25 protein-coding genes, 1 rRNA gene and 1 riboswitch are annotated in these 25,126 nt (G+C 41.1%); of the genes, 19 read left to right on the top strand and 7 right to left on the bottom strand.

The genetic code is table 11. The annotated features are described in order from the left end of the window. Nucleotides 1–786: 786 nt before the first annotated feature. Both KO511_RS12665 and KO511_RS12660 read left to right on the top strand, forming a co-directional pair. Nucleotides 787–1,407, top strand: a complete 621-nt coding sequence (locus tag KO511_RS12665) for a lysoplasmalogenase (protein ID WP_215987787.1) — start codon at nucleotides 787–789, stop codon at nucleotides 1,405–1,407. Nucleotides 1,408–1,608: 201 nt separating this feature from the next. Beyond that, on the top strand, nucleotides 1,609–2,193 hold the full coding sequence (locus KO511_RS12660) for a YhgN family NAAT transporter (RefSeq protein ID WP_215987786.1): 585 nt from the start codon (nucleotides 1,609–1,611) through the stop codon (nucleotides 2,191–2,193). A 43-nt stretch (nucleotides 2,194–2,236) separates the two neighbouring features. Here the strand turns inward: KO511_RS12660 and KO511_RS12655 are convergent, their stop codons facing one another. Beyond that, the gene (locus tag KO511_RS12655; protein WP_125321489.1) at nucleotides 2,237–2,503 is read right to left on the bottom strand and encodes a DUF1145 domain-containing protein; all 267 of its coding nucleotides are present in this window, start codon (nucleotides 2,501–2,503) and stop codon (nucleotides 2,237–2,239) included. Further along, on the bottom strand, nucleotides 2,500–3,114 hold the full coding sequence (gene rsmD, locus KO511_RS12650) for a 16S rRNA (guanine(966)-N(2))-methyltransferase RsmD (RefSeq protein WP_215987785.1): 615 nt from the start codon (nucleotides 3,112–3,114) through the stop codon (nucleotides 2,500–2,502). The genes KO511_RS12655 and rsmD overlap by 4 nt, the downstream gene beginning before the upstream one ends. A gap of 208 nt (nucleotides 3,115–3,322) precedes the next feature. Between rsmD and ftsY the strand changes: the two genes are divergently transcribed. The 6 genes from ftsY (at nucleotide 3,323) to glpG (ending at nucleotide 8,717) form a co-directional block, all read left to right on the top strand. Beyond that, nucleotides 3,323–4,462 (top strand): signal recognition particle-docking protein FtsY, encoded by a 1,140-nt coding sequence (gene ftsY, locus KO511_RS12645; protein WP_215987784.1) that lies wholly within the window; start codon nucleotides 3,323–3,325, stop codon nucleotides 4,460–4,462. A gap of 21 nt (nucleotides 4,463–4,483) precedes the next feature. Further along, a complete protein-coding gene (ftsE, locus tag KO511_RS12640; RefSeq protein ID WP_215987783.1) occupies nucleotides 4,484–5,155 on the top strand; it encodes a cell division ATP-binding protein FtsE in 672 nt (223 codons plus the stop codon). Next, nucleotides 5,148–6,113, top strand: a complete 966-nt coding sequence (ftsX, locus tag KO511_RS12635) for a permease-like cell division protein FtsX (RefSeq protein ID WP_215987782.1) — start codon at nucleotides 5,148–5,150, stop codon at nucleotides 6,111–6,113. Before ftsE ends, ftsX begins: the two co-directional genes overlap by 8 nt. 164 nt (nucleotides 6,114–6,277) lie before the next feature. After that, nucleotides 6,278–7,135: an RNA polymerase sigma factor RpoH gene (gene rpoH, locus KO511_RS12630; RefSeq protein ID WP_215987781.1), complete on the top strand. Its 858-nt coding sequence runs from the start codon at nucleotides 6,278–6,280 to the stop codon at nucleotides 7,133–7,135. Between the two features lie 417 nt (nucleotides 7,136–7,552). Further along, nucleotides 7,553–7,879: a thiosulfate sulfurtransferase GlpE gene (gene glpE / locus KO511_RS12625; protein WP_215987780.1), complete on the top strand. Its 327-nt coding sequence runs from the start codon at nucleotides 7,553–7,555 to the stop codon at nucleotides 7,877–7,879. A 7-nt stretch (nucleotides 7,880–7,886) separates the two neighbouring features. Next, a complete protein-coding gene (gene glpG, locus KO511_RS12620; RefSeq protein WP_215987779.1) occupies nucleotides 7,887–8,717 on the top strand; it encodes a rhomboid family intramembrane serine protease GlpG in 831 nt (276 codons plus the stop codon). Nucleotides 8,718–8,748: 31 nt separating this feature from the next. On the opposite strand, the gene KO511_RS12615 is transcribed toward glpG, so the two are convergent. After that, entirely contained in the window at nucleotides 8,749–9,156 is a 408-nt protein-coding gene (locus tag KO511_RS12615; RefSeq protein WP_215987778.1) for a flagellar basal body-associated protein FliL, read from the bottom strand. Nucleotides 9,157–9,317: 161 nt separating this feature from the next. On the opposite strand from KO511_RS12615, the gene KO511_RS12610 reads away from it, so the two are divergent. Both KO511_RS12610 and ubiA read left to right on the top strand, forming a co-directional pair. Continuing rightward, on the top strand, nucleotides 9,318–9,857 hold the full coding sequence (locus tag KO511_RS12610; protein ID WP_215987777.1) for a chorismate lyase: 540 nt from the start codon (nucleotides 9,318–9,320) through the stop codon (nucleotides 9,855–9,857). Continuing rightward, nucleotides 9,858–10,712, top strand: a complete 855-nt coding sequence (gene ubiA / locus KO511_RS12605) for a 4-hydroxybenzoate octaprenyltransferase (protein ID WP_215987776.1) — start codon at nucleotides 9,858–9,860, stop codon at nucleotides 10,710–10,712. A 68-nt stretch (nucleotides 10,713–10,780) separates the two neighbouring features. On the opposite strand, the gene plsB is transcribed toward ubiA, so the two are convergent. Beyond that, the gene (gene plsB / locus KO511_RS12600; RefSeq protein ID WP_215987775.1) at nucleotides 10,781–13,222 is read right to left on the bottom strand and encodes a glycerol-3-phosphate 1-O-acyltransferase PlsB; all 2,442 of its coding nucleotides are present in this window, start codon (nucleotides 13,220–13,222) and stop codon (nucleotides 10,781–10,783) included. A gap of 282 nt (nucleotides 13,223–13,504) precedes the next feature. Here plsB and KO511_RS12595 point away from each other — a divergent pair, with 282 nt between their 5' ends. The 4 genes from KO511_RS12595 (at nucleotide 13,505) to dinF (ending at nucleotide 16,922) form a co-directional block, all read left to right on the top strand. Continuing rightward, entirely contained in the window at nucleotides 13,505–13,867 is a 363-nt protein-coding gene (locus KO511_RS12595) for a diacylglycerol kinase (protein WP_354668163.1), read from the top strand. Between the two features lie 98 nt (nucleotides 13,868–13,965). Then, on the top strand, nucleotides 13,966–14,583 hold the full coding sequence (gene lexA, locus KO511_RS12590; protein ID WP_215987774.1) for a transcriptional repressor LexA: 618 nt from the start codon (nucleotides 13,966–13,968) through the stop codon (nucleotides 14,581–14,583). Nucleotides 14,584–14,725: 142 nt separating this feature from the next. Beyond that, complete coding sequence (locus KO511_RS12585; RefSeq protein WP_436840225.1) at nucleotides 14,726–15,538, top strand: class I SAM-dependent methyltransferase; 813 nt, start codon at nucleotides 14,726–14,728, stop codon at nucleotides 15,536–15,538. Nucleotides 15,539–15,581: 43 nt separating this feature from the next. Further along, complete coding sequence (dinF, locus tag KO511_RS12580) at nucleotides 15,582–16,922, top strand: MATE family efflux transporter DinF (RefSeq protein WP_215987772.1); 1,341 nt, start codon at nucleotides 15,582–15,584, stop codon at nucleotides 16,920–16,922. A 41-nt stretch (nucleotides 16,923–16,963) separates the two neighbouring features. On the opposite strand, the gene sthA is transcribed toward dinF, so the two are convergent. Continuing rightward, nucleotides 16,964–18,364: a Si-specific NAD(P)(+) transhydrogenase gene (gene sthA / locus KO511_RS12575; protein WP_215987771.1), complete on the bottom strand. Its 1,401-nt coding sequence runs from the start codon at nucleotides 18,362–18,364 to the stop codon at nucleotides 16,964–16,966. Nucleotides 18,365–18,646: 282 nt separating this feature from the next. Between sthA and fabR the strand changes: the two genes are divergently transcribed. Continuing rightward, nucleotides 18,647–19,288 (top strand): HTH-type transcriptional repressor FabR, encoded by a 642-nt coding sequence (gene fabR / locus KO511_RS12570; RefSeq protein ID WP_215987770.1) that lies wholly within the window; start codon nucleotides 18,647–18,649, stop codon nucleotides 19,286–19,288. Further along, a complete protein-coding gene (locus tag KO511_RS12565) occupies nucleotides 19,288–19,668 on the top strand; it encodes a YijD family membrane protein (RefSeq protein ID WP_215987769.1) in 381 nt (126 codons plus the stop codon). The genes fabR and KO511_RS12565 overlap by 1 nt, the downstream gene beginning before the upstream one ends. A gap of 58 nt (nucleotides 19,669–19,726) precedes the next feature. On the opposite strand, the gene trmA is transcribed toward KO511_RS12565, so the two are convergent. Then, the gene (gene trmA, locus KO511_RS12560; protein WP_215987768.1) at nucleotides 19,727–20,836 is read right to left on the bottom strand and encodes a tRNA (uridine(54)-C5)-methyltransferase TrmA; all 1,110 of its coding nucleotides are present in this window, start codon (nucleotides 20,834–20,836) and stop codon (nucleotides 19,727–19,729) included. Between the two features lie 157 nt (nucleotides 20,837–20,993). Continuing rightward, a riboswitch (cobalamin riboswitch) is annotated at nucleotides 20,994–21,195 on the top strand. 56 nt (nucleotides 21,196–21,251) lie between these two features. Between trmA and KO511_RS12555 the strand changes: the two genes are divergently transcribed. Next, on the top strand, nucleotides 21,252–23,048 hold the full coding sequence (locus KO511_RS12555) for a TonB-dependent receptor domain-containing protein (RefSeq protein ID WP_215987767.1): 1,797 nt from the start codon (nucleotides 21,252–21,254) through the stop codon (nucleotides 23,046–23,048). Between the two features lie 105 nt (nucleotides 23,049–23,153). Next, on the top strand, nucleotides 23,154–23,978 hold the full coding sequence (gene murI / locus KO511_RS12550) for a glutamate racemase (protein ID WP_215987766.1): 825 nt from the start codon (nucleotides 23,154–23,156) through the stop codon (nucleotides 23,976–23,978). Here the strand turns inward: murI and KO511_RS12545 are convergent. Then, entirely contained in the window at nucleotides 23,944–24,384 is a 441-nt protein-coding gene (locus tag KO511_RS12545) for an RNA recognition motif domain-containing protein (protein WP_215987765.1), read from the bottom strand. The two genes, murI and KO511_RS12545, sit on opposite strands and share 35 nt — an antisense overlap. Before the next feature lie 653 nt (nucleotides 24,385–25,037). Here KO511_RS12545 and KO511_RS12540 point away from each other — a divergent pair. Continuing rightward, a 16S ribosomal RNA gene (locus KO511_RS12540) occupies nucleotides 25,038–25,126 on the top strand; the annotation flags it as partial.

Raw genomic sequence — 25,126 nt, 5'->3', positions numbered from 1 at the left:
CCTTTTTTTGTTTTATGATATGTCTTAGTACATCATCGGCAGTGTCATTAGGCCAACAACAACTGCGATCATTACAAGTCCTTGTTTTTGTGAGGAAGTAATCATAACCCTGCTCCTGTAAATTGATGTTTTAATCTATGTATTTAAGAATAGCAGTGTTTTTGCACTTTGATCAAGTATTTATTTTAATAACGCTCAAAAACTAATGTTTTTATAGCCCAAAGTAACAAATAAAGGCCAATTTTAGTTGTTTAGACTGTTGTTTTTGAGTTGTTTACATCTTGTTCTTCCTGATTGTTTTTTGGTTTAAGTTGTTGTTTTTATTTTATTTTTTTGTTGTTCTTTGTTTGTTTTTTCTAGATTTCTTTTGGTTTTTATGTGATATGTTTAATTAAATGTCAGAGATGAGTAAATGATATGATTGCATTGGGTTTTTTATGATTTTTTTCACTATAGTTCATTATTCTATTTTTAAGGTATTTTTAAATACGGAACAATGATTTTCTGGTTAAAAAAAACACAGCGAAAGTTTTATTTAAGCTTTTGATTTTTAAGTTTTTTTGTTTTTTGTGCTAAGGGTTTTAGAAAGTTTTTGTGTACTGTGCTTGTTTCGTTGGATAATAGTGTGGAACGACTAAAAAAATAAGTTATCTACTCTCTTAGCCAAAGTGATACATCGTAAGTGGTGTATGTTAAGTTTAATCAAGATCGAAATTTTGCTTTTCATTTCTGGACATCTTTGCGCGCCTGCCTACACTGGCGTCTCAGTTTAGAATAGGGGGAAGCATGTGGAGCTGGCTTTCAGTTGCGTTATCAGGGTTTATTGGCATTAGTGCTAATGAAGGTGGTCAGTACAGGCTAGCGGCAGTATTTAAAACATTAGCTCTTCTTATGTTAGTGCTGATACTCTGGACTCAGAGCAGTATGGATAACGTGTCTGTATGGTGGGTAACGCTTGGCATCGGGGTTTCTATCTTTGCAGACGTTCTCTACATCTATAAACAAAAAAAAGAACTTTGCTTTTCTGCGTTCATCTTAGCGCAGCTCTGTTACAGCGCTGCTTATTGGATGATGCTTTCAGGTGGAATGGTGTGGTGGCTACCCGCTATGTTGTTAGCTTTTGGTATCGTAGTGTTTTTTCTCATGCTACCAAAAATTGATCGTGTAATTTTTCCTGTTGTGATAATGGGGATGGTTTTGTTTCAATTTAATTGGGCAGCAGGAGAAGCATGGTTAATGGCAGGAACAATTGCTAGTATTATGGGTTTTATAGGTACATTGACATTGACATTTTCTGCAGCTCTACTGGTGATACACGATTATAAGCACTCTTTTCTATATGGCCGTTATCTTATCTCTGGTAGTTACTTTCTGGCCCATTCATTAATAATTGCTTCCTTTATTTAATATTAATCAATGATTTAATTTTTAACGGCTATTCAGGTCTTAACAGGCTTTTGGGTGATTTGTTTATATTGTCAGGGCGATAAATCGCAATGGAATAAGAGTATTGAAAATATCAATATTCTATGGTGATTTTCTTGCAATAAATATAGTGCTCAGGCTAAATAAGTGCGCTTTCACTACTTTGTCTTTGGAGACTAATTAATGGAAATTCTTTCTGCTGCGACCATGTTGTTCCTCATTATGGATCCGCTTGGCAATCTTCCTATTGTGTTATCCATACTAAAGCACCTAGACCCGAAGCGTAGGCGCAAAGTTTTGATGCGAGAGCTGCTTTTTGCGCTAATTATACTGATGCTGTTCCTGTTTGCAGGTAAAGCTATTTTGAGTTTCCTTCATGTTCAGCCTGAGACTTTAAGTATCTCTGGAGGAATCATTTTATTTATCATTGCGATTAAAATGATTTTTCCAAGTGCAGGGAGTATTACAGGGTTAGCTGCTGGTGAGGAGCCGTTCATTGTACCCATGGCTATTCCTATGATTGCAGGGCCTTCTGTCATTGCGGCTTTGCTACTTTTGTCAACACAGCACCCTAATAAATTAATAGAGTTGTCAGCCGCTGTGATGCTAGCTTGGGGGGCAACATTTTTAATTCTTATGTTTTACGGTTTTTTCCACCGTATTTTGGGAGAGCGCGGGCTTAAAGCGATAGAGCGCCTGATGGGACTAATGTTGGTGATGATTTCTACACAGATGTTTCTCAACGGAGTGAAAAGTTACCTCGGTTAATATTTAATCCGCCGCTCTATATAAGCGGCGGTTTTAATTTTATCTACATCATGTGCTTGCGACGAATATCTAGCAGAGCGAATATTCCAAATATCAAAATTGACCATTTTTCCCAGCGAGTCATTTCAATCTTGTCACCAAATGCGCCTATGAAGATAGCTGATTGTAAGCCATGCATCATGAACAAAAAGGCAGTTAAAATATACAGGGCAATTGCTGCTTTACCTGGAAATGGCATAAAAAAGTTTAGCAGCAGGATAAACCATACAAAGCCAATCGCGGCTTTGGCCAATAGTAGTAGTACTTTCATAGCATTCTCTTTTCGTCTTGTATTCTTGTATATAGTCGATAGCTTACTTGCCCCGCATATTTCTCGCGGTGTAAATGCCAATTGTTTGGAATTCCTTCTAATATAAGCTCTTTTTCTGTTTCAATGTAAATCACGGCATCACTTGCCAGCCAACCATTATCTTCTAGAAGACAGACTGTCTGTTTAAGTAGATTTTTATGAAATGGAGGGTCAATAAATACGATATGATGTGGTATGCCTGGCTGTTGTAGGTACTGAATAGTATCACTTTGTACGGCTTTAAGGTTGGTTGCATTTAGCGATGAGATGTTCTTATTTAATTGTTCGAAAGTGCTTTGGTTTAGCTCGATCATGGTGACTTCTTTTGCCTGTCGTGATGCCGCCTCAAAGCCTAAGGCGCCTGAGCCTGCATATAAATCTAGGCATTTTGCCTGGGGGATATCCTGGGCTATCCAGTTGAACAGAGTTTCTTTTACTCGGTCAGTGGTAGGGCGCAGCCCTTCGGCATTATGAACGGGCAATTTGCGCCCTCTCCATAATCCACTAATGATCCGAACAAAGCCGGATGAAGACTTTTTTTGTGATGTGTTTTGCTGGCGACGTTGTACCATAGATTTTTTGACCGCTAATAAAGTGATACTATACCCAGTCGCTCAGTGAGTTCGAGCTGAGTAAAACCCAAATTTGTTGATGACAAAGTGTATACCATCACCATGGTGCTGAAAACTTTTCACTTTGTTGTCATTTTTCTTTTCGTAATCGGGACAATACCCGATGAAAAGTGTCAGAGTAAATTAAGACAATCTAGGATATCCCCAGATGACGGAAAAAAAGAAACGCGGATTACTTTCTTGGCTTGGTTTTGGTGAGGAAGAGCAAGATAACCAGTCGCTCCATCAACCCAAGTCACAGGATGTTGCTGAAGCCGTTGAAGAAGTAAAGGTTATTGAAGAATCTGTGCAAGATACCCAGACTCCATCAGCAGAAGAGTTTGAGTCACTACAAGAGAATAAAGTGATTGAGCAACAAAAGCCTACAGAAAGTTTTTTTGCTCGCTTAAAACGTAGTTTGGCTCGTACTAAAGCAAACATAGGAGCTGGTTTTTTTGGTTTATTTAAAGGAAAGCAGATCGATGATGAGCTATTTGAGGAATTAGAGGAGCAGTTACTGATTGCTGATGTGGGTATGGATACCACACTAAAAATCATTGCAAATCTAACTGAAAAGGCTTCTCGTCAAGAGCTTAAAGATGGTGAAGCATTGTATAGCCTGCTTAAAGATGAGATGGCTGGAATTTTATCAAGTGTTGAAAAGCCACTTGAGATTGATACTGAAAAAACACCGTATGTGATTTTGATGGTAGGCGTCAATGGGGTAGGCAAAACGACAACAATTGGCAAGCTGGCGAAGCAATTTCAGTCTCAAGGTAAGAAAGTGATGCTTGCTGCAGGAGATACGTTTCGTGCCGCGGCTGTCGAACAACTTCAGGTATGGGGCGATCGTAACCAAGTCCCTGTCGTCGCTCAGCATACAGGTGCCGATAGTGCTTCGGTGATTTATGATGCTATTGAGTCTGCTAAAGCAAAAGGGTTTGATGTGGTAATTGCTGATACCGCAGGACGATTGCAGAATAAAGCTAACTTAATGGAAGAATTACGAAAAATTGTTCGTGTTATGAAGAAAGTGGATGAATCTGCACCTCATGAAATTATGCTGACATTAGACGCTGGTACAGGCCAGAATGCGATCAGCCAAGCAAAGCTGTTTAGCGATGTGGCGCCCTTGACAGGTATTGCCTTAACTAAGTTAGATGGTACAGCAAAGGGAGGTGTTATCTTCGCTCTTGCGGATCAATTTCAAATTCCGATTCGATATATTGGTGTGGGAGAAAATATTGATGATTTACGCCCATTCGAGACTCAGGAGTTCATAGAAGCATTATTTAGCCGCGAAGATTAGGTTTAGTAAGAGGGATGACGAGTGATAAAGTTTAAGCAAGTAAGTAAAGCATATCGCGGCGGTAGACAAGCCTTGCAGAAAGTTGATTTCCACTTGCGTCGTGGGGAAATGGCGTTTCTCGGTGGTCATTCTGGTGCTGGTAAAAGTACCTTACTTAAACTGATCTGTGCTATTGAACGTCCAACCGATGGAAAAATCAGTTTTAATGATCACGAGATTACTCGTATTCCTAGCAAAGATATTCCTTTTCTACGCCGTAATATTGGCATTGTTTTCCAAGATCATCGGCTGCTAATGGATCGCCCTGTATTTGATAATGTAGCACTTCCGATGCGTATAGAGTCTATTTCCGAAACGGATATTAAACGTCGGGTATCAGCCGCTCTAGACAAAACAGGCTTACTTGATAAAGCAAAGTGTTTACCAAGTCAGTTATCTGGCGGTGAACAGCAGCGAGTTGGTATTGCAAGAGCTGTGGTCAATCGCCCAACTTTACTTTTGGCTGATGAACCAACGGGCAATTTGGACCCTGATTTATCCAACCGTGTTGTAAAGTTATTTGAAGAGTTTAATCGTGCTGGTGTGACTATATTACTCGCTACGCATGATACTGGATTAGTGAATACTCGCCCACAATATCGCCATCTTGAGCTGAATCAGGGTTTTCTTAGTGAGGTAGAAGATTATGCCTAACGTACGCAATAGGAAAGCCGTAAAAGTTCGTGCTCAAAGCCATATTAAACGTGATAGCTTTTTTGCAGTACATATTAAGCAGGCTAGAGCATCATTTTCTCTGATGTGGTCTCGTCCGTTGGGTAATGTACTCACGCTGGCGGTAATTTCCATGGCACTAGCCATGCCTACGGCACTGTATGTGTTGGGTAAGAATTTATCCGCAGCTTCTGTTAATGTGACCAGTCCATCTAAAATCAGTGGATACCTACGTGAACAGACTCCTGAATCTCGAATTATGGTACTGAAAGATAAACTGGAAAGTATGGATCAAGTCCTCACTGTGGATTATATATCTCCTCAGCAAGGCCTTGAGGATTTGAGCCAGTATTCTGGTTTTGAGCAGGCTATCTCGTTATTAGATGATTATGCTTTACCGGGTGTATTAATAGTGACGCCCAGTGTTAAAGAAAACTCTGAGATAAAGCAGCTGGCCGCTGAAATTGCGCAAGAAGAAGAAGTAACAGATGTTCGCTTAGACGAAGACTGGTTAACTCGACTTGACGCGATAAAGAACCTTGTTTGTGGGATTGTCATTACTTTATCAGTGCTTATGTTGGGCTCGGTGTTTTTAATTGTTGGAAATACTCTTCGTTTCAACGTGCTAGCTAATAAAGATGAAATACAGACCATGAAGTTGATAGGGGCAACAAACAGTTTTATTTTAAGGCCATATTTATATTCTGGTATGTGGTTTGGCTGTTTAGGCGCATTGACTGCTTGGACTTTAACTATGATTATTACCGTTGTTCTCAACAGTAGTGTTGAGAAATTAGCCTTTTTGTATGACAGTCAGTTTAGGCTAGTTAGTTTGAGCTGGGACGAAAGCCTATTGCTATTAATGATGGGTACCTTTCTTGGCTGCTTGGCTGCAAAGGTGTCTGCTCTGCGTCATCTCAAAGAAATTGAACCTGTCTAAAACCTCGCTGTCTCATGAAAATGAAGAAGGCATAATGCCCCTTTTACTTGTATCAATGAAAGGTTTATGCATAATAGATCTGATATGTTTTAATTTTACGCATATTAGATTTTAAAATAGTGGATTTAAACCAATTCCCAGATCCTGTGTTAATGAGGAAATGAATGACTAACCAAACGTATCCAATGGCTGTAGTTACACAAGATAGTTTAGATAGTTATATCCGGACAGTGAACAGTTATCCTATGCTGACGGCTGAAGAGGAACGTGAACTAGCAGAGCGACTACACTACGACGGTGAAATTGAAGCGGCTAAAGGCCTGATTCTTTCTCATTTACGCTTTGTTGTGCATGTAGCTCGAGGTTACTCTGGTTATGGCCTACCAATGGCAGACTTAGTTCAGGAAGGAAATATTGGCCTGATGAAAGCGGTTAAACGTTTTAATCCTGAGGTTGGTGTTCGTCTTGTATCATTCGCGGTACACTGGATTAAGGCAGAAATTCACGAATATGTCTTGCGTAACTGGCGCATAGTGAAAATAGCAACGACTAAAGCACAACGTAAGCTTTTCTTCAATTTGCGCAAATCTAAAAAGCGTTTGGGATGGTTTAATAATGGTGAGGTAGAAACTGTAGCCAAAGAGCTTGGTGTTGAACCTTCAGAAGTGCGAGAAATGGAATCTCGACTTGCTGCTCAAGATGCTGCCTTCGAAATGCAAAATGATGATGATGACACAGGTATCTCTTATACAGCCCCTATGCTGTATCTTGAAGATAAGGCGTCAGATGTGGCAGATAACGTCGAAGCTGCAAACTGGGAAGCACATACCAACCACCGATTAGGTCTCGCTTTATCGAGTCTTGATGAACGCAGTCAGCATATCGTTCGGTCTCGCTGGTTAGAAGATCATAAGTTAACACTGCAGGATCTGGCAGAAACATATAACGTTTCTGCAGAGCGAATTCGCCAGTTAGAGAAGAATGCGATGAAAAAGCTTAAGGTTGCTGTCGGAGATTTCTAGGCGGGGAATAGGGAATTATTTAAAATAAGCTGAGATCGTAAGGTCTCGGCTTTTTTGTTTTTTTGAGATCAATAAAGCATTCAGACACTATATTATTGGATCGAATTTTGCCGACTCTCCTGTGGGTAACTCTGTGATGAATTTATTCGCTTGGTGTAAAAAAGGCGGGTAAATAAAGGCTTCATGGCCTATTTCAGAATGGGGATATTTATATGATCCACACAGAAAAGTAAGGATCATCACTATATATTGTGGATCGAATCTTTATAAGATACCTTATCAACGCAATCCACAGATTTATCCACAAGTGATAAAGAAACGATCAAGAGTGGATAACCATATTGACATAGTGTACTTGTTTACCACTGGATAGGTTACAATAGATTCCAATATTGGTGTTTTCAAAGAGGCAGTAAAATGGATCAGTTTCAGCATATTGATGTCTTAGGTGCTCAGGCATTACTAGAGCAGAGCGAGACACGTTTGGTAGATATTCGCGATCTTCAATCTTTCTCTGTTGCTCACCCCCAGAAGGCCTACCACTTGACCAATGAAACGATGGGTCAGCTCATGGATGAAGTGGAGTTTGAGCAGCCTGTGTTAGTTATATGCTACCACGGGGTAAGTAGTCAGGGGGCTGCCCAATTTTTGGTTAACCAAGGGTATGAGCAGGTATATAGTGTTGATGGTGGATTTGAGGCTTGGCAACGCGCAATGCTACCTGTTGAATCTAATCTATCGTAATATAAGCATGATAAGACTCACAACACTTTCCAGCCCTCGTATGGGACAAGCTTTTATTGATTACATGGCTTCTCGACAAATTAATGTTCAGATGATGCCAGAGGGTAATGATTATTTTGCCTTGTGGCTTGTAGACTCTCAGCATCAAGTCGAAGCTGAATCAGAATTACAACGTTTTCTGAGCAACCCTAATGATAGCCGCTACCAATCTGCATCTTGGGATATGGTAGAAAGTCGCACCAATCGATTTCAGTATCAGTCACCATCAATGCTGTCAATGGTCACGGCAAAAGCAGGTCCGATTACCTTGTTTGTCATGGCGCTTTGCGCTGTAATTTTTGTCCTACAACAGTTTGGCGCAGGACAAATGATCTTCTCGGTGCTTCACTTCCCTGCTTTAGCAGGACAGGAGTGGCAATTATGGCGTTGGATTAGTCATGCTTTATTGCATTTTTCCATTGTTCACATCGCTTTTAATTTACTCTGGTGGTGGCAGCTCGGAGGAGATATTGAACAAAGACTTGGCTCGATAAAATTGGCCCAGTTATTTTTTGTGTCCGCTGCACTTTCTGGTGCTGGGCAATATTGGGTGGAGGGGGCTAATTTTGGAGGCCTTTCAGGCGTGGTTTATGCGCTCGTGGGTTATCTCTGGATTCTAGGGCTTAAAGCGCCTCATCTTGGCCTTAGCATACCTCGGCCTGTTGTGGGTTTTATGTTAGTGTGGCTAGTGATAGGTTTTGTTCAACCTTTTATGGCGATAGCCAACAGCGCACATTTGGCTGGCCTGGTTTCAGGTGTTCTGTTTGGCTTATTAGATGCCCAGCGAATGAAAGCGTAAAGCGGCTAGTGCCGCCCTAATGTTTTTGAGTCTATTGATAAAGGTACTTAGTGAACAGTAAATCAGCAATCACTGTGCGTCCGGTTTCTGGTAATAAAATCGCGTTTAAGCGCTCAACTAAGGTTTTACGTAAATCTTCGCGTCCTGCAAGAGATGTGATGGTGTCTGCAGATTGCTTTCCAAGGAGTTCTATCACGGCATCACGTATAAGTGGTTGATGCAGTTCTATAACTGACAAGTCAGTACTACTGGCGACCATGATATCAATACGAACCTGAATATAACCGAGCTTTTTCCCCTTGGTATAAAAGTTGGTAGTGAGGTCTGGCTCAAGTGTAAAGTAAGCTAATTTGTCTTCACCAGCTTCCTCCGCTAGCAAGGGCAGGCTGGACAATATGCTCAATGTGAAAAATAATTGTACTAAGCAACGTTTAATCATATGTCTGTCTTTTCTTTCTTCGAATCATGATACTAGAATCGCCTGACTCTTGTTACAATGGAAATCTTGTTGAGAATTATGTACCGAGCATTCACTGAATGGCTTACAACAAAGTCATATTCTCTAGTGACTGGCGATAAAGCTACTTATTGAATACTAGTATGAATCAATCTACTTCGCTTTATTTATCTGCTCTTCGTCAAGTGAATTGGCAAGATTATGATAATTTTAGCTTTCCAACTCAAATTTCAAAAAACTGGTTGCTAGAGCAGGGCTCACTATCACGTTTATTGGAACGATATTGCCAAATATTGAGTGTCGATTTACTGCACAACAAATTTGTTAGGGCTGAAAAGCTCAATAATGAAGAAGTTGAGCTACTTGGACGAGGGCCTTGTTTATTGCGAAAAGTAGTGCTCAAGGGAGATTCTTGCCCATGGATATTAGGTCGAACCCTAATTCCGCAATCATCGATGGTGGGACAGCCATTTAATTTAGAGCACCAAGGAGAGACGCCTCTTGGGCTGACTGTATTTAGTAAAAGTGATGTTAAGCGTGATGCTCTAAAGGTTGGATGGGTAGCGACCAAAGATGGCGAGCTCTTAGCTCGCCGCTCCCGTTTATGGATAAACCAGAAGCCTATGTTAGTCGCTGAATTATTTTTACCAAGCGCACCAATATACCATGAGGAGAGAGAGTAAATGATGTCTGTAAGAGCGCGTGCTTATTGGCAACTCATGCGTATGGACAAGCCTATTGGAACACTGCTTTTGTTGTGGCCAACGCTTTGGGCTCTTATTTTTTCAGCGCAAGGTTTACCGAATCTTAAGGTTTTGTTGGTATTTATGCTTGGTGTGCTATTCATGCGTTCAGCTGGGTGTGTTATTAATGATTTTGCCGACCGTAAGGTCGATGGTCATGTGAAGAGGACCCATCAAAGACCGTTGCCTTCAGGTAGAGTCAGCCCTAAAGAGGCGGTAGGGTTATTTATAGCCTTGTCTATGTCGTCTTTATTGTTAGTTATGACGATGAACCCTCTTACGATCAAACTTTCTTTTATTGCTTTGCTACTCGCATTTATTTACCCCTTTATGAAACGTTATACCCACTTTCCTCAGTTGTTTCTTGGGTTGGCTTATAGCTGGTCAATTCCTATGGCGTGGGCAGCTCAAGCGAATGAATTGCCTGCTATGGCTTGGTATGTTTTTGTTATCAATGCCATCTGGACCATTGCGTATGACACCCAATATGCAATGGTTGATAGAGATGATGATCTGAAAATTGGCATTAAATCAACGGCAGTCTTATTAGGACACTTTGATAAGTTAATGATTGGCATATTGCAATTGATTACTATGGCGATGTTGATTGCTTTGGGGTGGTGGTATGAGTTTGGGATAAGTTACTGCTTGGGTTTAGTGGTGGCTGGGAGTTTGTTTGTTTTTCAGCAATACCTGATCCGTAATCGCCAGCGTGATGAGTGCTTTCGAGCTTTTTTGAACAACAATTATGTTGGTATGGCTATTACTGCGGGCCTACTGATTGAATTTTGGTGAAGGATTTTAAATGAAAGAAGGCAATCGGTTAAGGAAGCCTTCTTTGACATAATTAATGAGATCAGTCCCTACTGAGGTTGAGTTACTGAGGCTTGGCAAATACTCTCTTTTATTGTTAAGCATACCTCTGGAGAAAGCATTGAATACAGTAGTTCAGCCAAATCTTTGCTTTTCTCTTGGTCACAGTGACCTTTGCTATCTAAATAGGCTTGCTGTTTTAGAGTTGTAACCATGGATGAAAATACACCTTTATCGAAAAATTCAGGGGCATTGATACCATGTAGACGCCCTAATCTTTGGGCAATCTCCTGACACTTTTGCTCCAAATCTCCCTTGCTTAGGCCAGAGTAAGCAGGTAATAGATTGAGAGTAATTGCGTAACGTTGTAGGGTTTCTGTAATGGTGCGGCCAAGTAGCATAAGCATCTGAATATTATCTTGCCTTAGCGACACGTTTTGTTTGCCATCGACCATCACTAAGCCCAAACGAGCAATTTCTTCAATATAAGATTCAGTGATGTCCCCTAATTGAGTATCTTCCAAACTCAGAAACAATTCCTGTTTTAGAAATGGATAAATCAAGGCTACGTTAGCTTTTATTTTCTTTAAACTCAGTTTCTGATGACGGATTAGCATCTGTGCAATTAAAGATGGAATCGCAAATAAGTGGATAATATTATTGCGGTAATAGGTCATCAGAACGGACTGATTACGATCAAGAGAGATCACATCCCCCATACTGTCAGAGTCAATAACAAATTTATCCAATGATTCAGCATGACAGACTAGCTCCTCCGCACCCTTATTTGGCATGGTGAAGGTTGAAGAATAAGGTACATTTTTTAGTAGTGCTAAGTAGCAATCTACCTGTTTGATCAAACTATCTCTTGATAGGGCACGTTGACGTGAAGCAAGCAATGCTGTGGCACACAGAGTTAAAGCGTTTGCTGCTGCTGCGTCATTAATATGTGTCATCACTTTATTTGCAAGCACATTGACGACAGGACTTATCCACTGTGGTTTATTACTGCCCATCGGATCTATATCTTGCGTCCACTCTGGAACATTATCATTGAGGTATTGATTTAAGAGAATGGGCTCTCCAAAGTTGACGTAACCTTGACCAAAGTTGCGTAACTTTCTAATGGTTCGTATTACTAGACTAGCATTTTCCTTTTCTTTACGTTTTCCCCGTAGCTCCTTAGCATAAGTACTGACCTCCATGACATGTTCGTAGCCAATGTATACAGGCACAAGGGTAACAGGACGGTTTAAACCACGCAGCATGGCTTGAATTGTCATGGCTAACATTCCTGTTTTGGCTTGTAATAGGCGACCTGTTCGAGAGCGACCTCCTTCGCTGAAATATTCTACCGAATAGCCTTTCGAAAATAATTCAGCTAGATATTCACGAAAGATAGTTGAGTAGAGTTTATTGCCCTTAAAGCTACGACGGATAAAGAAAGCCCCCCCACGGCGAAATATAGGGCCCGCTGGAAAGAAATTTAAATTAATACCTGCAGCAATATGTGGTGGGACCATACCCTCTTGGTACAAGACGTAGGAAAGTAGTAAGTAATCCATATGGCTTCGATGACATGGTACATAGACAATCTCATGACCATCCTGAGCAAGTTTACGTACGATTGAAGCATTGCTGACATTTAGACCCTGATAAATACGGTTCCATAGCCAACTGAGTATACGATTGCTTCTTTTTATGACTGAGTACGAGAAGTCTGCGGCAATTTCATCCATTATTCCCTGTGCTTCTGCTCGAGCTTTTTCGAGTGAGATGTTTTTGGCTTTGGCTGTGTCCTCAATTGTTTTGATAATAGCTTTTGAACGCATGAGGCGGTTAAAAAGTGCTTGTCGATTGGGTAGGTTTGGTCCTGATGTGGCCAATTTTTGGCGTGAAAAGTGAATACGGGCGACCCGAGCAAGTTTGTGAGCAATTGATTCATCGGTACCGTGTGAATTTGCCATGTAGCGAAGTGATACTACAGGGCTGATGCGAACAAGACAGTCACGACCGTATTTTATTACTGCAAGCGCTTTCTCTGGCCCGTTTAATGCCTGTAAATAAGGAGTTCGCTGAGATTCTTTACCAGGTTTTCTCCCCCATAATACTGACGTAGGGATAACCTGAACATCTAGTTCACTATCAAATTTATGTTGCTCTAAGAGTTCAGAAAACAGAGAAATAGACTCGTTTGGGACATTATGGTCGTTACTCATCACAGTTTGACGCGAAGAGATAAACACATACCTTCTGAACGATTTACCATTAATTTCAACTGGTGTGAATAGGTCTGGTAGCCCTAAGTGGGCAATTTGAGTATGTAGGGTGAGTAAATCAACACTGGAACGATAGGGCAGCGCGTAAATAATGGGTTTATCAAGATCAATTCCATGATCTTCAATGGGATTAGATGGAATCGTTGTTCCTCTGACCAGCATCGATAAAGGCAATTTTAATAATGTACTTGATAGTGATTGTCTTGAAGACATAAGGTTTCTAGCCTCTAAAAACAGATAAATCGCATAAGCACTGATCAACTTCAATATCTGAAGCACAGGTTTGCCAACGCTAACTTTTTGGGGCGGTAAGGATATCAGAAACTGGTCAAACCTTTTACCGTGAATTGAGCGTAAACTCGCCGGTGTCACTTAAAATTTTACCTGCTTAATTTTTACGGTGCTCTTTGTTGCCAATGCCATTATTGCTTGATGTTGTTAGAAGGCGTAAAACTCATTTTATTGAATCTACTTACCATTGTTAAGGGGAAGTCTGTGCCACGAAAAACGCTCCATGGGGTTAAACGAATTAGAAATGCTATTTGTTATTCTTGCCAAGGATTACGCGCGGCCTATAGTAGTGAGCCAGCTTTTCGGGAAGAGGTGGCGTTAAGTGTGGTAATGATCCCAACAGCGCTATTACTCGATATTACTAAAATTGAGCGCATTTTACTGGTGGTAAGTGTTGTGTTAGTTCTAGTCGCCGAGCTTTTTAATAGTGCTATCGAATCGGTAGTTGATCGGATTGGGCACGAACATCACCCTTTATCTGGCCAGGCTAAAGATATCGGCTCTGCAGCCGTGATGGTAACCATGTTATTGACAGTTTACGTGTGGGTCGAAGTATTGTTTTTGTAGTCAAAAGGTTAACTCAATCAAAAAATCATCAATTGGCTTTTCATTTAAGCAGTTACTGGATATACTCACAGTTAACTGTATAAAAAGACAGGTTAATTATGAAGCCATTAACGCCACGCCAGCAACAAGTATTTGATCTTATTAAGAGCAAGATTGCAGACACAGGTATGCCCCCAACGCGTGCCGAAATTGCCCGAGAACTTGGGTTCCGTTCTGCTAATGCAGCAGAGGAGCATCTCAAAGCTCTGGCTCGTAAACAGGCAATTGAAATTATTCCTGGAGCGTCTCGGGGTATTCGTATTTTATTGGAAGTTGCCAATGAAGAAACGGGATTACCTCTTATAGGGCAGGTCGCAGCTGGAGAGCCTATTCTCGCTCAGGAACATGTTGAGACACACTATCAACTGGATCCAACCATGTTTAAACCACAAGCAGACTTTTTGTTGCGTGTTAATGGTGAAAGTATGAAAGACATTGGGATTATGGATGGTGATTTATTAGCCGTCCATAAAACGCAGGATGTCCATGATGGTCAGGTAGTTGTTGCCCGTGTTGATGATGACGTCACTGTCAAGCGCATTGAGCGTAAAGGCTCTACGGTATTATTGCATGCAGAAAATGAAGAGTTTGCGCCAATTAAAATTGATTTGACGTGTCAACACCTAGCTATTGAGGGCTTGGCAGTAGGTATCATTCGCAATACTGACTGGATGTAGCCACTTTTTAATTGCCTACAATTATGAATGAATAATTTATAGTCTTGCTTGTTTGATTTTAACTGAGAATTATTCTCAATTAGTTGAGTTTGTGATTGATATTCATTATCATCTATATTCTAGTCATGGAAGGAAGATGATCATGGTCGCTAAACAAAAAGCTACAACGCATCGCTACCAAATTCCAGCTAATCTGCTGCAGCCGCTGTGGCTTCGTAGCCGAGAAAGTTTAATTGATAATGGTTTAGTATATGACCCGATAGCAGCCATTGCTTGTCAGCGTTGTCAGCTTGCCCCTGAATGTATGGCTGGTGATGTTGATCAAAAGCAGCTCCTTCATGCTACCCTAACTCAGATTTGTGATGAACGAGTAAAATATTTTATTTCTCAGTACCCTGATGGTTGGATTATCAACGTTGGTGCGGGTTTAGATACGCGCTTTTATCGTGTAGATAACGGTCGCTGCCATTGGATTGAGTTGGATGTAACAGAGAACTTAATTTGGCGTCAGAAGTTATTTCATAAAAGCGAACGCTACCAGCATGTTCGTGGTCATGTTGAAGATTTATCTTGGCTTGAACAACTTCCTATATCAGAGCAGTGTCCAGTTTTGATCGTATGTGAACAAGCATTACTTGAATGCAATGAAAAACAAGTCGGCAAATTTATTCAGGCTTTGGGTTGCCATTTTTATTCGGCAATGGCGTGTGTGGTGTTAGCTGGGGATAGGACGTCGACTAAGTTAGGGCAAAAAATGGGTTCAGATAGCTACAGTCATGGCTATATGTCGCCGGGAGACTCGGCATTAAACTACCTTCCTTGGGCCCGTTGGGTAAAAATGTTTTCCCCGCTAGACAGATATTGTGGTCGCTGGAAATTTTGGCAACGGTGGCTGACAAAATTTAGTACTCTCAAACAAAGATTAGTGCCTGTTGTCGTTCAGCTCCGTTGGTAATCCGGTTACAATCCCTACTCTTCATTTTTGATGAGTTGACGGCGTGCGATTTGTAAACATACTTTCTGACAAGAACCTACATAAGCAAGTGTTACTGCTTGCTATCCCCATGGTGCTTTCCAGTATCACAGTTCCCTTACTTGGATTAGTGGATGCCGCTGTTATTGGCCATTTGGAACATGCTTGGTATCTAGGTGGAGTTGCTCTTGGCAGTACAATGATTAGTGTGACTTTTTGGCTTCTGGGCTTTTTACGTATGTCTACTACAGGACTTACTGCTCAGTTTTACGGAGCTAAAAATACTAAGCAGCTTGCTTTAGTTCTTACCCAAGGCCTTTTTATGGCCCTATGTTTTGCTTTGGTTTTTATCGTTCTTCACCCATTTATTGCTGATTTAGTGTTTTCAATGAGCAATGCTAGTGAACAAGTGAAATATTATGGTGAGCAGTATTTTTCCATTCGAGTGTGGAGTGCACCTGCAGCCTTAGTAAATTTCGTCTTATTGGGTTGGTTACTGGGTACTCAAAATGCGCGTTCCCCAATGTGGATGGTAATTGTTGTTAACTTAACTAATATTTTTTTGGATGTATTTTTTGTTATTGGGTTGGGCTGGAAAGTTGAAGGGGCAGCACTAGCTTCGGTTATTGCAGATTATAGTGGTATGATGTTTGGTCTTTGCTGTGTCTGGAAAACTTGGTATAAAAAACAGCTACCTGCATTTTCTTCATTACTCAGAGATACTTCTCATGGCCTGAGTAGATTTGTCAGGTTAAATCGTGACATTTTCCTACGATCTCTATGTCTGCAAGCGGCTTTTACCTTTATGACTTTTCGAGGCGCTAGCTTTGGTGATGATATTGTAGCAGCTAATGCAGTATTGATGAGCTTTCTAATGATCATTTCCTATGGAATGGACGGTTTTGCTTATGCGATGGAAGCATTAGTTGGTAAAGCGGTAGGCGCAAAAGATAGGTTGCAGCTAAGTCGTTACTTAGTCGGTACTTTTTTCTGGAGCTTGCTCGTTTGTATTGGACTTACCGTGCTGTTTGGCTCCCTAGGACCGTCAATGATTGGTTTAATTACTGATATTCCAGAGGTCATTGATATCGCCATGATATACCTTCCTTGGCTGGTGGCGATGCCGCTAATTTCCATGTGGTGCTTTTTATTCGATGGGATCTTTATTGGTGCAACAAAAGGTAGAGAGATGCGCAATAGTATGTTTAGTGCGATGTGCGCTTTTTTTGGTTGTTTTTATTTATTTTCAGATATGGGCAACCATGCCCTGTGGTTGGCGATGCTGAGCTTCATGGCAATGCGAGGAGTCTCTTTAGCCGTAATTTTTTATAACCAATGGCGCCAAGAGCGCTTTTTAGTCGCATAATAACAGCCGCAACAATAACTACGGCTGTTATTATCAAATGTCTAGAATAAGCGATTTAGGCCATTCAGTGCAGCTACTCGATAGGCCTCAGCCATGGTCGGATAGTTGAAGGTAGTGTTAACGAAGTAGTCGATAGTGTTTGCTTCGCCTTTTTGCTCCATGATGGCTTGACCTATGTGGATAATCTCAGCCGCACGCTCACCAAAGCAGTGAATACCTAAAATTTCTTTGGTTTCTCTATGAAACAAAATTTTCAAGCTACCTATATCTTTGCCTGCTATTTGTGCACGTGCTAGATGTTTGAAAGAAGATCGTCCTACTTCGTAGGGGATCTTAGCGGTGGTGAGCTCTTGCTCGGTTTTTCCGACTGAACTTATTTCTGGAATGGTGTAAATACCAGTAGGGATATCTTCAATAAGGTGGCTATCTGCTTGGCCTTTTTCGATCGCTTGTGCAACAAATCTTCCTTGGTCATACGCTGCACTGGCAAGGCTTGGGTAACCGATAACATCACCAACAGCGTATATATGTGCGACATCAGTTTGGTAATTGCTGTCGACATTTAATTGGCCTCTCGAATCGGCGTTTAGACCTGCTGCTGATAAATTTAGTTTATCGGTATTACCCGCCCGACCATTGGCAAAAAGTAAGCAATCTGCCCGCATTTTTTTACCTGATTCCAAGTGGATAATCACACCTTGGTCAGTCCCTTCGATTTTTTCGTAGGTTTCGTCATTTCGAATCACCACACCGCTGTTCCAGAAGTGATAGGACAGGGCGTCGGATACCTCATTATCAAGGAAAGAGAGTAGTCGGTCACGGGTATTAATAAGGTCAGTTTTTACTCCGAGCCCACGGAATATAGAGGCGTATTCACAACCGATTACACCTGCTCCGTAAATGATAATATGGCGTGGGTCATGACTTAAACTCAGGATTGAATCACTGTCATAGATGCGATCATGCATAAAATCTACATCTTTGGGCTGATAGGGGCGCGAGCCTGTTGCGATAACAAACTGATCTGCGCTGTAGAGCTCTTCTGTGCCATCTAATTGAGTAACAGCAATAGTGTGCTTATCCGTGAAACGTGCGGTACCAAAAATTAGTGAGCATTGGTTTCGGTCATAAAAACTTTGACGTAAGCGGGTCTGTTTATCAATTACAGATTTAGCATGGCTTAGGATATTAGAAAATGTGGAGTGGAGGCTGGTGTTGTTATGACAAAAAAGTGGGTTACTATTGAATTCAATAATTCGACTGACAGCGTGGCGAAGGGATTTCGAGGGTATTGTTCCCCAATGCGTACATCCGCCACCGACGCTCGTTTCTTTTTCGACTATGGCGACATTGAGCCCCGCTTTGGTGAGTCCCATTGCGGCCCCTTCTCCTCCAGGGCCACTACCAATAACAATTACGTCAAAGTGGTTACTTTCCGCCATAACTTTTCCTTGGTTATACTATTTTAACATTGCTTTATCGAGATTTTAACTGATTTCTCGATAATGCACACGTATTGAAGCCTTTGAGTAGAGGCGAAGAGCATAATGTGGCATTTTTGACATCGATAAATAATTATATCGCTAAATTAGTGTTAAATGATTGAAAAAATGAGTTGATTAGGTTTAATTGTCATGCGGTCGTTAAAGGTGACGATTTTGGTTTATGCCTTTGCTCTAATCATTGTATATTTTACAACGAGCAAATAAATCAATAATAAGTAGATGATGGTCATGGGAATCCGAGCACAGCAAAAAGAAAAAACGCGTCGTTCATTAATTGATGCTGCGTTTAGCCAGCTTAGCGCTGAGCGAAGCTTTTCAAATTTAAGCTTACGAGAAGTTGCCCGTGAAGCTGGTATTGCTCCAACCTCTTTCTATCGCCATTTTAAAGACATGGATGAGCTAGGCTTAACTATGGTTGATGAAGGCGGTTTATTGCTTCGTCAGTTGATGCGTCAAGCTCGGCAAAGGATTGTAAAAGAGGGGAGTGTCATACGGACTTCTGTGGAAACTTTTATGGAGTTTATTGATAATTACCCCAATGTATTTCGTTTATTACTGCGAGAGCGATCCGGGACGTCTTTTGAGTTTCGTGCTGCTGTGGTGAGAGAAATTCAGCATTTTGTTGCTGAGTTGGCGGAGTATCTTATTGGCACTCGAATGTCTCGTGATGAAGCCTATGCTCAGGCTGAAATGTCAGTAACCATGGTGTTTAGCTCCGGTGCTGAGGCTCTAGATTTAGAACGTGATGAGCGTGATGAGTTAGCGGAGCGACTTGTCATTCAGTTGCGTATGATAGCCAAAGGTGCTTTATGGTACCGCAAAGAACGAGAACGTAACCGTTTAAAAGGTGGAATAGATTAATGTCGAATGAAATAAATCAATCTGATCGTGGCTCTGAAAAGAAAACACTGGTTTTAGCCCTCATTGCGGGTATGTGTGGTGATGCACTATTGTCTTGGGTGACAATGAGTGAGGTGCCTTTCTCTATTTTCCCGTTGATTGCACTTGTGCTTTCTGTCCAGGCACTTTATCAAGAATATCTACGCAGTCCAGTTTCTGAAGATATTCCACTCGTTGGGTTAGCGTGTTTTTTTGTTGGAGCTTTTGGTCACTCTGCGTTTATCAAAGCCCAGTACCCTGATGCAGGGTCTAATTTCTTTGCCATTGTTATATCATTACTGTTATTACTCTGGATTGGTAAAAAGTTGGGCTTTATGGAGCGCTCTACCCGGACTGAATAATACTATACAAGTAAAAAAACGAGCTCACATGGCTCGTTTTTTGGGTTTAAGTCGTTAATCAAGCCTTTCGTTCCAGCATGACACCCGCTTCCATATGGTGAGTGTATGGGAACTGATCAAATAGTGCAAAGCGCGTAACTTTGTGTGTATCGCACAAGAGGTCTAAATTATCTTTCAGCGTTTCAGGGTTACAGGAAATATAAATAATACGCTGATAACCTTGCACCATTTTACAAGTGTCTATGTCCATGCCAGCTCTTGGAGGATCGACAAAAATCGTGTTGCAGTCGTAACTTTTTAAGTCGATACCGGCATCTTTAAGGCGGCGAAATTCTCGTTTCCCTTCGATGGCTTGTGTAAATTCCTCCGCTGAAAGGCGTAATATCTGCACGTTATCAATTTTATTAGCCGCAATATTATATTGGGCTGATTCAACCGATGGTTTGGCAAGTTCGGTGGCGAGCACTCGGTTGAAATTTTGAGCCAGAGCCAATGAAAAATTACCATTGCCACAATACAGTTCAAGTAAGTCACCTTGACTGTTATTGGTGCAATCTATCGCCCACTCCAACATTTTCTCTGCCACCTTACCATTTGGTTGAGTAAAGCTGTTTTCTACTTGTTGATATAGGTAAGTCTGGCCATTTACATTCAGCTTTTCGATAACATAATCACGGTCGAGGACAATTTTCATTTTTCGTGCTCGCCCAATGATATTGAGCTTATAGCCTTTATCGATTAGGCGCTGTTTGAGTGTTTTTGCGTTTTCAGTCCATTTTTCATCCAATTGGCGATGATATAAAAGGGAAATAAGGATCTCACCACTCAGCGTTGAGAGGAAATCGACTTGGAAGAGCTTACGACGCAGTGAATCATTGCTTTTCATCCCATCCATCAAAAGCGGCATTACCTCATTGATCAAACCACTGGCGGCTGGAAACTGATCAACACGATATTTTTCACGCGTTTCCTGATTGAACATGATGTAGTAAAGGTCATCACCTTCGTGCCACACACGAAACTCAGCGCGCATACGATAATGCTGGCTCTCAGACTCAAACACCTCAAGCTCAGGCATCTGGTAACAAGTAAACATTTGTTTAAGACGAGTTGTTTTTTCAGTCAGTTGTTCTTGGTAGCGTTGTAGATTTACATCAAGAGTCGCCATGCTTATTGCCTTAGGTTACAGCCCGTTGAGGTTATATTTAATTTAAGAGCGCAGATTTTATTCAATCTCAGCGCTATGTCCAGCCCCATTCTAGGCATAGCCAGAATATAAAAGCCAAATTAGCGATATTAAAGTGGACAAACTACCGATTGATTAATAACATCGTCGTCAAGCTGGTGCCATATAGATGTATAGATGGCTGAAAAGGGAATCTGGTGTGAATCCAGAACTGACGCGCAGCGGTAAGAGAGAACGAAAGCTCCCATGACACTGAATGAAGCATCATTTGGGAAGTCGAGTGATTAGGTGGCATAGCCATGCTCTTGAGTCCGAATACCTGCCAGCGGCTGAGCAGTGGTATTGGAGTTTTATGCTCCATGCTCGGTAGGACTTACGCGATCTAGGAAATATAACAATGAACCGAACAATGTTAGCGATGACAGTAGCATCGCTGCTTCCCCATGCCTCTCTTTTATATGCCAAAGAGATTTCCACCGATGAAACCATGGTAGTTACTGCAAATCGATTTGAGCAATCAATAAATTCAACTCTTGCGCCAGTCGTTGTTGTGACCAAAGATGAAATTCAGTCTACTCAAGCCAAGTCGATTGAAGAAGTATTACGTCGATTGCCTGGCATACAAGTGTCTAGTAGTGGCGGCTATGGTCAACTGGCTAGCATTTATATTCGAGGGACTGAGTCTGATCATGCACTTGTACTAATAAACGGTGTTCGTGTCAGTAGCGCTACTGCTGGATCAACGGCCATTGCTTCTTTGCCATTAAACGGAGTGGAGCGAATAGAGTATGTGCGAGGTCCACGAACCTCTGTATACGGTTCGGATGCTATTGGTGGAGTAATCAATATTATTACCTCATATACTGGTGACGAAACTGAGTTATGGGTGGAAGCTGGTAGCGATAAGTATCAAAAATACGCTGTAAATACTGCTAACCAGGTTGGTGAAAACGGCTGGGCTAAGGTTTCTGTTAATCGTGAAAAAACAGATGGATTTTCAGCTACCAACGAAAACAGTTCAAGCTTTGATCCCGACAATGATGGTTATGATCATACTGACTTGTTGTTAGAGCTGGGGGTTAAGTCGACTGAAGAGCTAAGTTTTAAATGGAACACGAACTATACAGAAGGTGATATTGAGTTTGATTCTGGTGAACAAGAGCAAAAGCTATTAAGTAGTTCAATTGTTGGAGCTTATAAAACTGACTCTTTGAGCAGCGAAGTGATACTAGCAACCAGTAGAGATCAATCTTCTTACGTAGGCTCATCAGATAACTATGAGACCAATCGACTATCTGTTGCTTGGCAAAACGGCTATCAGGTTAATTCTGAGTTACTAATGCTAGGTGGTGTGGATTGGGTCAATGACGATGTGTCTGAGTCCACTACAGCGTATGCGGAAACAAGTCGTTCAAATCTTGGTGTATATACCTCTGGGCTGTATTCTAAAGATAAAATACAAGCGGAAGTGAGCCTGCGCATTGATGATAATGAGCAATATGGAGATTACACTACTTGGCAAGTGGGTTCAGGCTATAAATTTACTCCAATTTACCGTTTATCTGTAATGGCGGGTACAGCTTTTAAAGCTCCAACATTTAATGATTTGTACCATCCAGCATCGCAGTGGGGAGATTATGCGAATCCTGACTTAGCACCGGAAGAGTCTTTAAACTACGAGGTTGCTTTGGATGTAACTCCATCGATTGGTGATTTTAGAATTGCTTTCTACCAGAATGAAGTCTCTGACCTGATATCGCCTTCGAGTTCGACAGATAAAAATGAAAACATTGCAAAAGCAGAAATAAAGGGCCTCGAACTTGTTGGAAAGTTTGCAACAGGTGCTTTATTTCACTCGGCAAGTATCGATGTAATGGATACCGAGGATAAGGACACAGGTAAAGAGTTAGCTCGAAGATCAAAGTACAGTGCTAAATGGAATGTAAGCTACACGTATTATGATTGGAACTTTGACTTAAGTTATCTATATCGTGGTGGGAGTTATGATGATGCTGCTAACAATACTAGGTTGGATGCATACTCTCTGGTTGACATCTCAACCCATTACTATATTACAGACAATTTGATTGCTCGTGGCAAGATTGCCAACTTATTTGATGAAGACTACGAAACGTCATATGGCTACAATACTCAAGAACGTAGCTATTTTGCAGGACTTAACTATAAGTTTTAACTCTAAACCGCCTAAGGGCGGTTTTGTTTAGTTGCTGCTGGCCAAATCGACGATACCTATTCTCACCGATTTAATGAAAAGATTGCCAAATTGAGCGTAGTGAGTATGATTATCCAATCGAATAGTGTGGGTTACAAAGTGCTGCAACAAACAAAAATCCTCATCTTTGACTCTGGGGTCGGCGGGCTTTCTGTATTTAAAGAGATAGAAGCAAAACTGCCAGCGCTTAACTACTTCTACATTTTTGATAATGCTGCTTACCCATATGGCGAGCTAGAGCATGATACCCTCATTGCGCGTGTTGAGACGCTGGTATGTCAGTATGTGGAAAAGCTCGGCATCGATCTGGTTGTTATTGCTTGCAACACGGCTAGCACTATTGTTTTACCTGCTTTACGGGCTAAGTTATCCATTCCTATAGTGGGTGTTGTGCCGGCTATCAAACCTGCGTCTAACCTTGCCAATAAAGCGGTTGGTCTTATTGCCACACCAGCAACTGTCACTCGTGAATATACTCATGATTTAATCAGAGACTTTTCTAAAATGAAACCAGTTGAGCTTTTAGGCTCGACTCGATTAGTTGATATGGTTGAGGAAAAACTTCGTGGGCAAGAGCTATCGCAAGCTGAATTATACCAAGTCCTAAAGCCAATGACAGGTAAAATAGATGTAGCGGTCCTAGGCTGTACGCATTTCCCTCTTATAAAAGACGAAATTCAAAGTGTTTTAGGCCATCAAGTGTTGCTCGTTGACTCTGGGGAGGCAATAGCTCGTCGAGTACTAGAGTTGCTTGGGCAAAGAGTAGGATGTGTTGATAAAGGTCGTCGTGAGATTTATTCAACGGCTCCCCCATATGCAGAGGGAGCGCTGAATAAGATGCTGAAAAAACTAGGTTTTAGTCCAGTTCAGCTTGAGACTTTGGATCGTTAGCAACCCGAACTTTTAAAGTGCGTTGCATATAATCCTTTTCATTTAATCCTTCTATAGTTTTGGCAACATCAGTTGCTGCCATTACAACAAAACCGAATCCTCGCCTTTTTCCGGTCCTCTTATCCTTCATAAGGCGTACAGCAAAGACTTCGCCATGTTTGGCGAATAAGTCTTTAACATGTGACTCATTGGCCTTGTAAGGCAAATTTCCGACATATAAGGTTTTGGTTGCTGTGTCATGACTGATTTCTGCTTGAGCTGAGGTGTTTGAAAACCTAATAACAAGAATGGAAACAAAAACACCAACAACAAAGCTGAGCGCAGGGTGAATATCAACCTGTGAAAATATGATTACACCCAATATTACTAAGGCGATAATCATTAACATTGATTTATTTGAACTCATATTGGGATACAACTTCGTAAATTAAGAATAAATGCCTAGGCATTATTGACATAGACACACAGATCTTACGTATATGGTTGCTATTTTTCCAACCTATTGGTGTGACGTGATTCAAATGTTGCAATTTTATCCTAAGCAAACGGTGAGTTGGTCTATTTTTGACCAAACGATCAACAAGCGATAAAAAACACTTGTGATCTTAATTATCGCCCATATAATGCCGCCTCACCAACTAGGAGTGCAAGCAGTACTTCAAATTGGTAAAGTTAGAGTAAGAATTATGAAAAAAATCTTGACTCTAAATAATGGAAGCGTATTATACGCATCCCTAACGACAAGGCTTAACAAGTTGTTAGTAAAGCTCTTTAACAATATAAACCTATCAATCTGTGTGGGCACTCGTTGATGATAATCCAAAAATGATTCTATTGAATCACTTTAGGTATCAATGAACTGAGTGACCAATACAAATAACGACTTTCTCTTGTAGAAAGGCATTATTTGGCACAGTCAATTCATTATCGTTCTGTTCCTATTTATTTAAGAAGAGAAAGATAATAGCTTTAAAATTGCTTGTTACTTTTGAGTGACAATAAGTTTTGAAGTCAGTATTCATTGAGCCGAATCCTATTTAGTTAGGAAATCAAAACTTTAAATTGAAGAGTTTGATCATGGCTCAGATTGAACGCTGGCGGCAGGCCTAACACATGCAAGTCGAGCGGAAACGAGAAGTAGCTTGCTA

Origin of the sequence: Vibrio hepatarius, from assembly GCF_018860525.1 — a bacterium.
In the GTDB taxonomy this organism is placed as follows: Bacteria; Pseudomonadota; Gammaproteobacteria; order Enterobacterales; family Vibrionaceae; genus Vibrio; species Vibrio hepatarius_B.
Note: the sequence above shows the minus strand (reverse complement) of the source record. Positions and strands in the feature narration are given on the sequence as shown.

What these genes read in the sequence shown, in the direction of transcription:
- KO511_RS12665 (WP_215987787.1), top strand. Translation starts at nt 787, where the DNA reads ATGTGGAGCTGGCTTTCAGTTGCGTTATCAGGGTTTATTGGCATTAGT.
- KO511_RS12660 (WP_215987786.1), top strand. Translation starts at nt 1,609, where the DNA reads ATGGAAATTCTTTCTGCTGCGACCATGTTGTTCCTCATTATGGATCCG.
- KO511_RS12655 (WP_125321489.1), bottom strand. Translation starts at nt 2,503, where the DNA reads ATGAAAGTACTACTACTATTGGCCAAAGCCGCGATTGGCTTTGTATGG.
- rsmD (WP_215987785.1), bottom strand. Translation starts at nt 3,114, where the DNA reads ATGGTACAACGTCGCCAGCAAAACACATCACAAAAAAAGTCTTCATCC.
- ftsY (WP_215987784.1), top strand. Translation starts at nt 3,323, where the DNA reads ATGACGGAAAAAAAGAAACGCGGATTACTTTCTTGGCTTGGTTTTGGT.
- ftsX (WP_215987782.1), top strand. Translation starts at nt 5,148, where the DNA reads ATGCCTAACGTACGCAATAGGAAAGCCGTAAAAGTTCGTGCTCAAAGC.
- rpoH (WP_215987781.1), top strand. Translation starts at nt 6,278, where the DNA reads ATGACTAACCAAACGTATCCAATGGCTGTAGTTACACAAGATAGTTTA.
- glpE (WP_215987780.1), top strand. Translation starts at nt 7,553, where the DNA reads ATGGATCAGTTTCAGCATATTGATGTCTTAGGTGCTCAGGCATTACTA.
- glpG (WP_215987779.1), top strand. Translation starts at nt 7,887, where the DNA reads ATGATAAGACTCACAACACTTTCCAGCCCTCGTATGGGACAAGCTTTT.
- KO511_RS12615 (WP_215987778.1), bottom strand. Translation starts at nt 9,156, where the DNA reads ATGATTAAACGTTGCTTAGTACAATTATTTTTCACATTGAGCATATTG.
- KO511_RS12610 (WP_215987777.1), top strand. Translation starts at nt 9,318, where the DNA reads ATGAATCAATCTACTTCGCTTTATTTATCTGCTCTTCGTCAAGTGAAT.
- ubiA (WP_215987776.1), top strand. Translation starts at nt 9,858, where the DNA reads ATGATGTCTGTAAGAGCGCGTGCTTATTGGCAACTCATGCGTATGGAC.
- plsB (WP_215987775.1), bottom strand. Translation starts at nt 13,222, where the DNA reads ATGTCTTCAAGACAATCACTATCAAGTACATTATTAAAATTGCCTTTA.
- lexA (WP_215987774.1), top strand. Translation starts at nt 13,966, where the DNA reads ATGAAGCCATTAACGCCACGCCAGCAACAAGTATTTGATCTTATTAAG.
- KO511_RS12585 (WP_436840225.1), top strand. Translation starts at nt 14,726, where the DNA reads ATGGTCGCTAAACAAAAAGCTACAACGCATCGCTACCAAATTCCAGCT.
- sthA (WP_215987771.1), bottom strand. Translation starts at nt 18,364, where the DNA reads ATGGCGGAAAGTAACCACTTTGACGTAATTGTTATTGGTAGTGGCCCT.
- fabR (WP_215987770.1), top strand. Translation starts at nt 18,647, where the DNA reads ATGATGGTCATGGGAATCCGAGCACAGCAAAAAGAAAAAACGCGTCGT.
- KO511_RS12565 (WP_215987769.1), top strand. Translation starts at nt 19,288, where the DNA reads ATGTCGAATGAAATAAATCAATCTGATCGTGGCTCTGAAAAGAAAACA.
- trmA (WP_215987768.1), bottom strand. Translation starts at nt 20,836, where the DNA reads ATGGCGACTCTTGATGTAAATCTACAACGCTACCAAGAACAACTGACT.
- KO511_RS12555 (WP_215987767.1), top strand. Translation starts at nt 21,252, where the DNA reads ATGAACCGAACAATGTTAGCGATGACAGTAGCATCGCTGCTTCCCCAT.
- murI (WP_215987766.1), top strand. Translation starts at nt 23,154, where the DNA reads ATGATTATCCAATCGAATAGTGTGGGTTACAAAGTGCTGCAACAAACA.
- KO511_RS12545 (WP_215987765.1), bottom strand. Translation starts at nt 24,384, where the DNA reads ATGAGTTCAAATAAATCAATGTTAATGATTATCGCCTTAGTAATATTG.